Below are 14,965 nucleotides of genomic sequence, written 5' to 3' on the forward strand. Positions count from 1 at the left end.
ATACCATGACAATACAAGCGACAAATAATAGCGATACATTAAACACAACTCAATACATCGTATAATACCATGTGCACTAAAATATAGTTGTGTTCTCCTAGAAAAAATTTCTACGATGTCTTAAAACTATCGACAATCTAAGAACACATGCACCTGATTCTTATTATTAAATATTTATGACCAATATATTACACATTGTCGCTATCTCTGTTCCCTGTATCATGCCCCTTACATGGTGGCTACAATTAGTATACTAGTAGTGTATGCTCTTCTCTTACTACATATGACAGTTAACATAGATTGCATCAGAGTAAAAAGTTTTATTTAAAAATCCCTATAAGATTTGTATAAATAAAAAACACCTCGAATGACACAAATTATCCTCAACACTTGTATAGTGAAGCACTTAGTGCTTAAATTAAGCGTTGAGAAAAATATAATATTCGACAAAATTTACTTACCGATTCGAATAACCTGCGTTATGTATTATACAAAGCTATGGATTGATATTTTCAATATCTGCTCTATATCAGTAAATAATGCTATATTATTTAGCATATTATTCATTGACGAGTTTTATGGCATTGACGATAAGACATTAATATTATTAGTTTTATAATGATACACGATATTACCTACTAACTACGTTGCGTTATCTTTCTAAAACACCAAAAATAGAATATTTGCCTAACGAAATAAAATACTCAATAACAGTAAAAACTGTATAGCACTTTACTTTTAGTTTATAACTAAAATAGTGAACGTAGTCAGTATAGTTAAAAAGATCAATAATAATTAGATTTAGATATAGTAGATTATTATTAAGAGGAATTATTATGTAGTAAGGCGTATGCTATCGTAAGTAGCAGGTGTTTACTGAACTATATTATTAGTATATCGATACTAATATAATAGTTAATATTTAACATCAGGCAAGTCATGCTTGTTCACAGAAAGAAATATTACCATGCATGATGGCATTCTTATAGGATTAATTTTACTCGGGAGTCTTTAAACGTGCAAGGGAATAAAACATCTCACTTCAGTTTAATGCTAATTCTTGGCTTACTTTCTATGCTTATGCCTCTAGCTATTGACATGTATTTGCCTAGTATGCCAATGATGGCTGTACAGTTTGGTGTTGCATTACGCCATGTGCAAATGACGGTCAGTTCCTATATGCTTGGTTTCGCTTGTGGACAATTATTTTATGGGCCGCTATCAGATAATATTGGTCGTAAGCCAGTAATACTGTGGGGTACGCTAATCTTTTCGATAACTAGTTTTTTGTGTGCTATGGCGCAAGACATCAATCTATTAATCGGATTACGCTTATTGCATGGCTTAACGGGCGCCTCTACAAGTGTAGTAATTAACGCCTTAATACGCGATATATTTACTAAAGACAATTTTTCGCGTAAGATGTCATTTATAACTTTAGTAATGACTATCGCACCATTGTTAGCACCGATGATCGGAAATGCCTTGCTACTTTGGCTTAAGTGGCCAGCTATTTTTATAATTATTGGTACTACAGCACTGATAAGCTCATTATTGGTGTTATTTTTTATTAAGGAAACGCTCCCAAAAGAACGGCGAAAAAAATTTCAGCTGTACACCACCCTGGGAAACTTTACCGAACTATTGCAACATAAGTCTGTACCAAGTTATATGTTAGCCAGTGCTTTCTCGTTTGCTGGTATGTTCGCGTTCCTGAGCGCCGGGCCTTTTGTTTATATCGAACTCAATCACATTTCGCCAGAATACTTTAGCTATTATTGTGCGTTCAATATTGTCTTCCTTTGTATCATGACGTTCCTTAATAGTTATAATGTAAAACGAGTAGGAGTAGCCAGTATGTTTTACGTGGGGCTGTTGATACAATTAATTATGGCGCTATGTCTGGTAGCAATCAGTGTGGTTGGTTTAGGATTTTGGGCATTAGTGATAGGAATAGCTGTATACTTGGGTTGTATCGCAATGATTACCTCTAATTCCATGGCAATCATCCTACATGATTTTCCGCATATCGCTGGTACTGCTTCTTCACTAGCCGGGACATTACGTTGTAGCATTGGTGCACTTATAAGTGCAGTGTTAGCGATAGTTCCAAGTCATAGTGTGTGGCCAATGATTGTTTCTATGATTGTGTGTAGTATTTTAGCAATATTATTGTGTGTACATGCTAGTCAGCAGAAACACTATACTGCTTAATTCGTATTCCATCCAGATGGATCCATGTCTGCAGGATTGTCGACACAATGTATTTAGTAGTGTATTATTCCACCAGAAATACATCACTGATGCACTATACCTAGTGCATACTATTCTAAAATATGAATACGTTAGCTTTTATATACATCGCCTCTTAACATGAGAGTTAAGGATTAATCAGCTTAATTTGAAGGTTCAAACTATAACTCAATGCAAGAGTTGTTTAAAATAGCTCACGCATAATTAGTTGCTTGCTATATTTTTTGTAACTTATAATGTATAAGCTATTAATAAATGTTCGCTACATGAAGAATGTCGTACAATAAAACCTAAAAAAATTCGCAAAATAGCATACAAGAAACAACAGAAAAGTTATCATGATTTTTTTGCATAATAAAATAATATATGAATATTGTAGGGTCAGCAAATCGTCACTCTTTATCAGTCGTTTTGCTTTTATTCATTAGAAATATTTAATTTTATTACAGCAAATGTTGTATACGAAGCCATTTAACTATGCATCGTATATTACTTTTAAAATATTATTATTTCTTCAGGTGCATCGACCTTAAAGTTTTCATAGTTTTTTAAATATATAATTAATAAAGACCACTATTTCATAGGCTAAATCACCGATTCTAACACACTGATGCTCAGTGTATTGATAACTATATACTAAATTTCCGCACAGCAATGTAACACAAACCATGCATTTTTAAATATAAAGAGAAGATTATATCTATTGGTGTAACGTAGCAATGATAGCATCATTGTGTGTTATTAAAGCAAGATAGGTGTGTCATTTATAAACTGCTACTCATTATCCTAATACACTTTTCTAAAATAGCGACCCTAATTTATTTAGTATGAAATCTTCACTATAAACATGAAAACTTAGAGCGTTATAGTAACTCGTGATATTTGTATAATAGTTGTTAGGTCTTGATAACCTAATCAAGCATCTAGTCTGTATTCTCCGTCAGACTAGAGCATTACTTAATAATCTATTGTCTGAGTTGTTAGTATTACATGGTTACTGATCATGAGATATTATCCAATAACCGTATAGCATCTATGGCATATTCATTGGTAGAAGACATTGCTGCTGACCTTACGATATTGCACTAAACATTCTTTTCAAAACACCTGCTTCACCATTTAATACAATGCTATAGTTAAAACTGAGTATAAGAAGGTTGCTATTACCGATTCTATTGTTCAAAAAATGAAGTAATCATCGCTAAATTAGGCTAACACTCATTCTGTTAAATATTATTAGAATTATCTCATTCAATCTAATGTCATGGTATAACTATGCACTAAATATTAAGGAGGCCCAGTCTTGCAATATCTTCATTTACTGCGTATCTATATTTGCAGCGTTGCAGTACCACATTAGAAATTGTCGATCATATCATTAATTATTCAGTTAGCTTGTATTATATCATAGACACGCTAATATAAATTCAAATAATTTACATGCTTTTGTCGATAGAATAGTGATTACTAATATGTTCAATGCATTATTAAATTAATAATAACGTCAGCAATATTCACATGATTATCCTAACGTAATATTAGCATCAAATCTTACTATATATTATATATAGTATAATCATATTTCTAGCTATAATGCGCTTCTCGCATGAATTTTAAACGTCATTCAGTAATCCTGATAGCAAAACACTAAAATTTTTTAAAGTTTAATTTTCTATAGTAACACACCATATGCTCTAACTCATAAATTGATAAATAATCTGTGATTAAAGGTAATGTAAAGCCTTGTGACTTTTCGACTCTTTAAAATCAATCTTGTTTACCCTAACGAATGATAATACTCTTTTCGTACTATCTACCAGACACATCACTATATGATTTTGATGGGTTCACTGTAAAGGTTACACTCTGTTGCTCATCTATAAAATCTATCAATGCAATAATTAGAACCCAACGCGAGCATAACCTGTAGTATGTTACTACGGCATTATATACTACGTCTTTCATCTTTCCTAGTACGTCCTAATAAGCTTAATGCTGCTGAATAAGCATTTTTATTATGAAATAATACCTGATAAATTTGTTCAGTAATCGGCATTTCAATACCGTAACGTTTTGCCAGTGTCAAGACCTCTTGAGTATTGAGATAACCTTCAACGACCTGTCCAATAGTATCCTGTGCTTCCTTTACATTCTTACCTTGACCCAGCATAATTCCAAATCGACGATTACGAGATTGATTATCTGTGCAAGATAAGACGAGATCACCTAACCCCGCCATACCTATGAATGTTGATGAATCAGCGCCAAGAGCAGAGCCTAAGCGACTGATTTCCGCGATACCCCGAGTAATTAAAGCGGTACGCGTATTAGCGCCAAAACCCATGCCATCAGACATTCCTGCGCCAATGGCAATCACATTTTTCACTGCGCCTCCCACCTGCACCCCAATAAAATCAGGATTACTATACACGCGAAAACTTTTTCCACAATGCAATAGATCTTGCAGATCTTTGGAAAACTGTATATCGGTGGCCGCTAATGCAATTGCTGTTGGCATCCCTGCAGCCAACTCTTTAGCGAACGTTGGTCCAGAAATCACTGCTAATGGAATATTGTTACCTAATACCTCACGGGCCACATCCTGCAATAACCTACCTGTGTTTGCTTCTAACCCTTTAGTCGCCCAAACAATGCGTGCATTTAAGCGCAAATATGGTTTTAATTGTCGCAGCACATCACCAAATACATGACTTGGCACAACTATCAGTACATCACGGCTCATTTTTAATACACGTGATAAATCAGCTTCAAGTAATAATGACTTAGGAAAAGGCACATTTGGCAAAAAATTCCGATTACAACGATGTTCCTGCAACTCTTGAATATGCATAGGATTATGTCCCCAAAGCGCAACAAGATGGCCATTGCGTGCTAGCATAATAGCTAATGCAGTTCCATATGAACCCGCACCAATTACAGTTATTGCAGTATTAATGATATTCATCAGGCATCCTAATTATGGGGAAGCGGTATTACCTAGCGCCTACTGTGACATATGCTGAATGAAAGTACATCGGAATTAACTAATGCTAAACTTATTCAGAGGAAAGTGCTATGAAGAACTAGCACGTTATAGTATACTGCTATATAGAAAAAATACATAGACAGTATTACCTATACCCAAGTAATCAGCTACTTAGCTGATTTAATATTTGTTGGGAAGAAGATGCTTACCGATTGTATTTGCATAAAATAAGACTTTTGTGAAACATATGGTGAGAGTTTTACATAGTACTACATCACATAAATCCTAAGCTAATCTCAATAATAGTATCTCGCTCAAGATTGACTATCATCTACTTTTTCTAATAAAAAACTAACAACAAACTCTACACCTCACGAACATTACCTTGATATATATTGTTATTTTATAGATCCTTTCCTTGTTTTATATTCTTAAAAGTAAGATACCCTTAATAAAACCTCCGTGTTAATATTTGATAAAGTCGTAATGCCTACGTAAAATCTGGAGTATAGTATTACCAGTATGCCATGAATACGCATTGACTATACCGTGCAAGTTCGCAAAAATCAGAACACCTAATGTTATTCTAAAATACTTATACTAATGTGTGGTTATGGTGCGCCAGAACAACATTGCATACTAGCAGTATGTAATGCATCGCACAAAGTGCATTAGCTTTTAAGATAAATTACATCAATAAACCAAAATAATTATATCCATTCACAATCATAATAGCTGTATTATACAGGTACCGGTGCTCATAGCACATTCCGTGCCTCGTTATAATTTTTAGCTTAATGATAATACTTTTACAGAAAACAATATCTACATTGCTAATATTATTATGCTCTAATTATCTAGATAGATAATGCTAACGCGAACTACAGTACTATCCCAACCATCTAGCTTGTTTGTAGAAATCATATAATAATTAACAACCTCTAATACACTATATGGCTTCATACCATAGGATCAATTAAAAGTAACAAACATGCATTTCTTAAGTCATGTTAATGTGCTATACGTGATAATAATCATTATTAGTTTCATTATTTTATGCTGTATATTGTTTAAAAAAAACCAATCAAATAGAATCAATGATCTACGTTTTACTAACAACATAGTTGCATAGAAGTCATTAAGACACTATTTTTTGTTTCGACGACATATTTAGATTATTAAATATTTATTAATATATTATAAGTTGTAAAGTAAACTATGGTTTTTATAAATAACAAATCTTCGTTTCTTAGCTCCACTATGTATTGACTATACATTAATATCTACCTGACTTTCTTTGATAAACAAACGTATACGTTGTATCGATTACCTGACTGACAATGACAATGTACTATACCATTCTCATCGATACAAATAAGATCTTAAAATCAGACATTTAAAAGCCCTATAATCATAAGTTATCTGATATATTAAATATGCTATATAGCGGTACTATGGCGATGCAATAAATACAATAAGTCATGATAAGTATATAACGGAATTAAACTTATAAGTATAATAATTAGATTCATATTAAATCAAATAGAATTACCACCCTGTTAGAATGCTTCAGTACAAGTATAAGTATTAGATTCATAATCGTTGAAAAACGATGATATATCACAGAATAAACGCATATTATAAGTTTAATAATATGAGTTATAAGACCAAGGCAATATAACATATCCTTAGGATCTTATACTGATATTTAATTAATGTGCGAAAAAGAATTACTGATATAAAATCTGTCGTCTAACTAATATCACTATATATAATCTGCATATTTATTATGATATAATATATATTATATCTTATTGTAACAGGTAAAATCTTTTAATATTCAGGCACAGTCTCAAAATGCAGTTTGACGGTAGATGCTCTTTAAAGAGATTACTGTCAAATTTATTAACGGTAATCGTTACGGCTTAATCGGCGCTAATGGATGCAGTAAATCTACTTTTCTGAAAATCTTTGGCGATTATTTAGTTCTGAAAATGGCAATGTATTTGTTGATCTGAAGTAACGCATAGCAAAACTTCATTAGAATTAGTTTTATTTTGAGCAATATAGCATTTTAAATACAGTGATTATAGGACTTCATACGTTATGAAGGGTCAAAAAAGAGCGTGACGCATCTATAACTTGCATGCCGTCAATGACAAAGACAGTTATAATAATCTCGAGGTGACCTACAGTCAGCTTACTGGTTATACCGCTGAAACGCATGCTAGTGAATTATTACTTGGTACAAGTATTCCGGTTGAAAACTATGGTTTTATAAGCGAAATTGCACAAGTCTATAAGCTGTGCGTATTACTAGCACAGGCGTTATTTTTAATCCAGACATCCTGCTACTTGATAAGCCGGCTAATAACCTAAAATCAATTTTATCCGCTGGTTAGAAGAGATGTTAAGTAAGCGCAACAGCACCATGATTATTATTTTCGCATAATCGTCATCTCATAATATGGTATGTACGCGTATCGCAGATTTATATTACAGCGAGCTATCCGGTATATCTATAAAACCATGATAAAATATACAACAACTGCCACTCAAGCGCGAGAACGCTTAATAACTAACAAAACTTTAAACAATACACATTAATAATACATTACAATCGTTTGTATATCACTTTATTACTCATGCTTCTAAATATAAACAAGCAACTTCACGTGCTCATAAAATCTACAAGATCTAACTAAAAACATACAAACTTCTAGTCGCCGATACCCGTTGATTCGTTTTCACAAGATAGACCGCTACGTCGTAATGCATTAGAAACATGAACTATCAGTCAGAGTATCGATAATATTTTTTCTTTAATACACTCAATTTAATTATTTCAGCAGGCGAAAAAGTAACGATCTTAAGTTCAAAACGATGTTAGTAAATCTATTTTACTAAAAACATTGATAGGTAATATTCTTCCAGATAGCAGCACAATTACATGATCTGAATATGCTCATATCGACTGTTACGTATAAGATTACAAATACGAATTTAATAAAACGCTAACGGTTCTTAAATAAATGAGTCATTGAAAACAGAAAGCGGATACTGAGTCGACGGTACTACATATTCTAAGATGCTTGCTCTTTAGTCAAGACGATATCAAAAAAATACAAGTGCTCTCTGGTGGTGAGAAAGGACGAGAGATATTTCGCAAGCTAATAATGCGATACCTAATATTTTAATTATGAATGAACCCCACCATTTATTTGGATATAGAGTCTATTGAGTCGTGAAATGTTACTTTAAAATATACGAAGGCATGATCGTTTTAATTTCCCATGATCAAGAATTTGTTCGTTCCTTAGCTATACTCATGATAATAGCAGTAACACCAAATACAGTAATTGATCTTAACGGTAACAATGTTGATTACTTATGCAACCAAGGTATTTAATAACTTATTCAAAAAAAATAACAACGTTTACAGTATCTGACGCTATTTGATTCTATAAATTACTCAGTGATTTAATGAACTTATAAAATACACGTAAGCGCTAATCGCTTTTCTTCGTATACTTTGTAAGTACTTAATGAAATTCTTAGTACTTTAGTCTACATGTTTAGGCTACTGTGGTAGCTATAGTCTTTGCATGTGATACATATGACACTGCGTCTGAGTAGATTATAGTCAGCATGTAAAGACAGTTGTCTCATAGCTTAAATACTTATGTTTATTATAAATAACAGCTAGTTTTATGAGTGCTCAACGAAAGCAATTAAAATTGCTACTCATCAATACACCAGTAGATATACTTGGTGCTATCACACTAAAATTATAGCATTATATTCCGCATCATCTGGACGATGACATAAATCACGCATTCATATGTATTAAAAAAGCACACAAACAAAACAAAAGTTGTGATACTAATACGATATCTTTATCGCTTTATTAATAATAAATCAACCTGATACCAATATGTAAGTTGATAGTTATTTACTATCTATGCATTGATGTGACTCTAAAATTAGATAGTGCTCTTACCGCAGTATAAGAGGTAGTAACATAAATTTTAATGCATAAATTTGTTATTAGTATACCTATGCTAAATGACATTAAAACTAATACCTTCTAGTGTATAAATGAATCACCATGACGTATTTTATAGAAACTTTATCATTTAGATAATCTTTTACTAAAGTATTCAAACAGCTACACTACTACATAGTTTACTATGTAAAGTTTTATTAAATACATAGCCTGTGTATGCAGCGCATTCTATATATCGAAGTTTTATCATTAATAAACAGATAACATCGTTGCCTCAAACTTCTTGCAAATTTTTACAGACTTTTATGCATACTTATTATGCTTCCAGACTATATTTATGAAATATAAATAGATATTTAACATAAATCCAACGATATAATTTAAGTACTAAATCATATCCGAAAAGAATAACAGACACGCCATGATTTATACCGGCACTTAATATTATTCATAAATAATAAACAGAAAATTGTCTGTACGATATGTATACGGTCTACAGACTATAATAAGTATAGATAAAAACTAAAATCTTATTTTAAGAATTTTAATTCTCTATAACTTAGCATTACATTAACATTACGAGATATAGACGTTTTATATAAATGTAGAGAGCAATGAATTTATGCAGGGTTTAAAGCTGCATAATCTAACACAATGTTTACATACCAATCTTTCCTGATCGTAATGTTATCAGTAATGCGTTGTAATATTGTCTACCCCTCCTCCCGGCAGAAAACTCAATATTTATCGTTATAATATAAGGCTATTTAATAATAACTCTGCATCGCGGATGATTAACAGTGTTGTATTACCAGGTTAACCATGCAACACTGCTTTTACAGTATTGCCAATATTAGCGAGGTTACGCACGATTGTAACCCCTGCAGATTCTAGTGCAGCAAATTTGCTATCTGCACTACCTTTACCACGAAAAATAATCGCACCAGCGTGCCCCATACGCTTTTCTTTAGGCGCTGTAATACCCGAAATATAGGCGACCACTGGCTTAGTAATGTACTCTGTGATATAGATAGCAGCCTCTTCTTCGGCACTACCACCAATTTCACCGATCATTAAAATGATATCAGTCTGCAAATCTTTTTGGAATAACTTCAAGATATCAATAAAATTAGAGCCGGGAATAGAGTCACCACCAATACCTACACAGGTAGACTGACCTAGACCAGAATGAGTAATTTGTTGTACTGCTTCATAGGTTAAAGTGCCGGAACGGGAAATAATACCTACTTTACCTGGTCGATAGATATGACCTGGCATAATTCCTATTTTACATTCATCAGGGGTTATCACACCAGGGCAATTTGGGCCAATCATACGTACACAAGCTTCATTTAACTTAATTTTCACCATTAACATATCGAGCGCTGGAATACCCTCAGTAACGGTAATGATTAATTTTATGCCGCCATATATCGCTTCTAGAATAGCGTCTTTACAAAACGGAGCAGGAACGTACAGTACTGTTACGGTTGCACCAGTAACTGTAACAGCTTCACGTAAGGTGTTAAACACCGGCAACCCAAGATGCTGACTGCCACCTTTTCCGGGGGTCACACCCCCGACGATTTTAGTGCCATAAGCGATAGCTTGTCTGGAATGAAAAGTCCCCTGCCTTCCAGTGAAGCCTTGGCACACTACCTTAGTATTCTTATCGATTAAAATCGACATTGTTTTTCTCTCTTGCTGCTGACACAACTTGTTGAACTGCACTATCTAGGCTAGTTGTAGTAATAATTGGTAAGCGATATTTTATTAATTTTTGAGTACCTAGCGTGGCATTGTTACCATCTAAACGTACTATTACTGGAATTTTCACATCTACTACAGACAACGCATTAATAATACCGCTAGCAACTAAATCACAACGTACAATACCACCGAAAATATATACTAATATCACCTTCACAGTGTCGTCGGACAAGATAATTTTAAACGCCTCCGTAATACGCTCTTTGGTTGCACTACCGCCTACATCTAGAAAATTAGCTACTTTACCGCCATATGATTCAATGATATCCATTATACCCATTGCTAAGCCGGCGCCGTTAACCATACAACCAATGTTACCATCAAGCGCCACGTAACGTAAATCCCACTGTGCTGCACGGGACTCACGTTCATCCTCTTGAGACAGGTCACGCATTTTACGGAGTTCGGGTTGACGGAACAAGGCATTACTATCAGCACTGAGTCTGCCATCTAGACATACAAGGTCGCCCTTCTGAGTAACCACGAGTGGGTTAATTTCAGCCATCGCTAGATCACACTCTAAAAAAAGCCTTGCCAATCCCATGAAAATCATAGCGAATTTGTTGATTTGCTGCCCATGTAACCCTAATCGAAACGCTAGTTCACGGCCTTGATAAGGCTGAGGGCCAACTAAAGGATCAAGAGTGATTTTATATATCAGTTCAGGAGCATGTTGGGCTATTTTTTCTATCTCTATACCTCCTTCAGTAGAAGCTATAAACACTACTCGACAAGAACCCGTATCAACTACGGCACCCAAGTATAATTCTTTTTCAATATCAATGCGTTTTTCTATTAAAATTGTATGAACCAGTTGACCAAGTGCATCAGTCTGACTGGTTACCAGGCGTTGTCCTAACCAGGCTGCTACAAAAGCATCAATCTCTTTTTTATTATATAACACTCTCACACCACCAGCCTTACCTCTTCCGCCAGCATGGACCTGACATTTACCCACCCACGGACCACAGCCGATTTTAGATATAGCGGATTCTATTTCACTGGGCGTAGTACAAGCATACCCAGTACTTGCCGGTAAGCCGTACCTGACAAACAACTTTTTTGCTTGATATTCATGTAAATTCATCGATTATATCCATTGAATTGGAAAAATTCATTTAGATCAATAATAAAAAGCGCGTAATATTAGTAACGTAATGCAGAATACAGGAACGCTATTATGCCAATTATATCTGAAGTTTTATCTCTCACTGATCGACTTGTATCTCTAATGTATATATTCCACAAATACTGTAATCTCACCTATTATATTCATCGTGATGGGCTTATTAGGAATAATATATATCTAACAGTAAAACCACTGAATCTTTTGAAATATCTTTAACCGTTATAAAGTAACTCATGGGCTTTTTTATTAATTAACTGATAGTCATAAGATAATGCTAAGTACATCATCGGCTGGATGATGCGCTCACTGCTGACTATAATCAGGAGATCTTTAATGACACATATGCCTAAATAGTACTTGTATGGTAAATTAATGAATCAACAGACGTTAATACATGGAAAATGTTGCTATTAGTAATCGTAAAACTATCACCAGTTAATTGTGTTATAGTGAATTTTCCAGTGCAACCTTACACGCGCCACTCCTAGACTTTACTTGCTATATTGAGCATACTTATGGTGTTTATATTATCTAGTACTGGTGCACTAAGTCACGCGGAGTAGATATCGCAATGCTAATGTCAAAATATTTTGATAAACCACATCCGAATCTTCGAATAATCTATTTTTATTTTTGGATATAACGTTACTGCCACAACCATTTACTTAACATAAAAATATCAAGCCTATCCGCATACTATGACGCTCCTTAAAAATTCGCCGTACTTTTTCAAAGATCTATACTCGTCTACATGTGAATTATATAAAAGTTGTTGATATAGCAGTGCTATTCTTTGTTTTCAAGAAGTACTCAACCATACGTTTAGAAGATGCGTCATGTGGAATACATTCCGTGGAAATTGCGCATAGTTAACTTCGATTCGCCTTTACAAATCAGCTAATGAATTGGTGTCTTCATCTCAAAATACCTGATAAGTTTACACGAGTGATACCGCTACCTATACTATCATCTTTGATAATACTGGCATCAAGATTGTATTTAGCAAGCAAGAAAACACTAGGCTCAGTGTGTCATGACCGACTATTCCTAATCTGGTGGTGACATACTGTGTTAAAGTAGTTTTTAAGTGACCAGTTTTCTTGCACTTCAAGTTATCAGAGAGATAGATCTGATACATGCGATTAAAAATCTGTTTATAGGGCATAATAGCGCCGGCATTCTTCTAATAACGTGTTAAGAGCGCCTGCTATAGTGAATGATACTTCTATTTCTACCTTATTATTTTCTATATCCACATCCACCCAGACGTCATCACGCTGAATACTATCATCTAGTTTGAGGTTATACGGTTACTGTCATATCAATCACTGCTTAAGGAGAAGCGGCATAAATATATCCATGCTATTCGTTTTACTATCCTTGACTATCGTTACTCTTTATTTTTGTTAAGTACATCAACATTAATGAACGTTCATCGCTGAATTTACAAAAATTTTCTCTTGCTGTTTACAAAAAGACATACGCCCAACTTTAAGAGCGAAAAACGTAGGGCGTCCTATAGCGTAAGAATCTCCGAATAGCATTACTTGCATATCCGTTGCATTGACTATAATGCTAAGCCCCTGGTTTAGTGGATTTTCTGAATACTAAACAACCATTATAAACATGCACATGTTTCTCCGATAGCACATGGGTTTTTTAGGTATGGGAGCGGATGAAGTTGCTCGATACAAATTATCGAGACACTTTTACTTATTCTAAGAATGTTGTTAACACAAGCTATGATACACCTTGCTAACGCAAAGCGCTACATATTGAACCCCTTTTAGTTCTCGATCCTCCACTTCGCCAATAGTGATCACGCCAGTCACCGTCGGTTAATTCTTTGTGGTAAAGACACTACAAATGAACGACGTACAAGAGAATTGACTAACATTGCTACTAACAGGCGTTGAATGCCACTCCTGGTCTCTCGATATAGAGTATGATACATTTTCTCTAAAGTAAATAAAATACATATCTGCATATTCTTTTTATATAAAATTGAAAATAATACTCTAAATCTTCTTCAGGATGCTCTAACCTTTCCCCCTACATCACCGTAAGTCAATAGTTATTGTAAAGCCACACATGAACTCCCATTTTATTCAGAAAAACCAATGCATCGATCTACAACACTTATTTGCCATTAAAAAATCACCGAACTGTGCTGCCTGAATCGTCAAACTGCGTAGTGCAGCGATGACATAACCGTGCTTAAATGCTCACACAAATTCTGGGATAGTACCGACTTTTAAATATTAAATCTACCTTTATTGCCGTGAAGAGTTTTAGAAAACATGCAGATCATTCCATTTTCTAGTTATACACAATCGCATGATGGCAACCAGGTACCACGGCTACATCTTCGCCAGATATACGCCTGGAATCACTATATTAGATCCAGTGATATAAGATAAGGGTTTCAGCAGACACTTTAATCAAATAATTTTGACTAGTGCCATCCTGCATGATCGCTATAGATGTTTTTTCTACCAGTGATTGTATGTCAATTATTTCAGTATATTTCCAATATGATGCATCAACGCTTGTAAGTATTGCGTATCGATGCTATTTAGTTGTTATTTTATGCCAATCACAGTGAAAAGATAGCCATGACGTAACAGTCTGCAGATTTTTCGGGCGCCATTTTTAGTTATACGACCCCATGATCATATACATTACAGTACATATTAGTGATTTTTATAGCACCTTCGAAACTATCTACTTTGTTTGGTTAAAATGTTAACGTATATTTTATACGACGTTAAATATATTGTAATTTTGATGTATCACGGACTGCGTAACATGTAAACCTGTG

The 14,965-nt window shown here is 34.2% G+C and carries 4 protein-coding genes and 1 pseudogene; 2 read left to right on the plus strand and 3 right to left on the minus strand.

The genetic code is table 11. The features are described from left to right. Positions 1 to 1,017 precede the first annotated feature (1,017 nt). Entirely contained in the window at positions 1,018 to 2,214 is a 1,197-nt protein-coding gene (locus GIY03_RS02865; RefSeq protein ID WP_457913625.1) for a Bcr/CflA family multidrug efflux MFS transporter, read from the plus strand. 1,984 nt (positions 2,215 to 4,198) lie between these two features. On the opposite strand, the gene gpsA is transcribed toward GIY03_RS02865, so the two are convergent. Beyond that, positions 4,199 to 5,218: an NAD(P)H-dependent glycerol-3-phosphate dehydrogenase gene (gene gpsA / locus GIY03_RS02870; protein WP_457913626.1), complete on the minus strand. Its 1,020-nt coding sequence runs from the start codon at positions 5,216 to 5,218 to the stop codon at positions 4,199 to 4,201. A gap of 1,878 nt (positions 5,219 to 7,096) precedes the next feature. Between gpsA and GIY03_RS02875 the strand changes: the two are divergent. Next, a pseudogene (locus GIY03_RS02875) lies at positions 7,097 to 8,648 on the plus strand (ATP-binding cassette domain-containing protein). Between the two features lie 1,413 nt (positions 8,649 to 10,061). On the opposite strand, the gene sucD reads toward GIY03_RS02875, so the two are convergent. Both sucD and sucC read right to left on the minus strand, forming a co-directional pair. Further along, a complete protein-coding gene (sucD, locus tag GIY03_RS02880) occupies positions 10,062 to 10,934 on the minus strand; it encodes a succinate--CoA ligase subunit alpha (protein ID WP_457913627.1) in 873 nt (290 codons plus the stop codon). Continuing rightward, positions 10,915 to 12,102, minus strand: a complete 1,188-nt coding sequence (sucC, locus tag GIY03_RS02885; protein WP_457913628.1) for an ADP-forming succinate--CoA ligase subunit beta — start codon at positions 12,100 to 12,102, stop codon at positions 10,915 to 10,917. Before sucC ends, sucD begins: the two co-directional genes overlap by 20 nt. Positions 12,103 to 14,965: the final 2,863 nt, after the last annotated feature.

It is taken from the genome of Candidatus Gillettellia adelgis, from assembly GCA_020541285.1.
Lineage (GTDB): Bacteria > Pseudomonadota > Gammaproteobacteria > Enterobacterales > Enterobacteriaceae > Gillettellia > Gillettellia adelgis.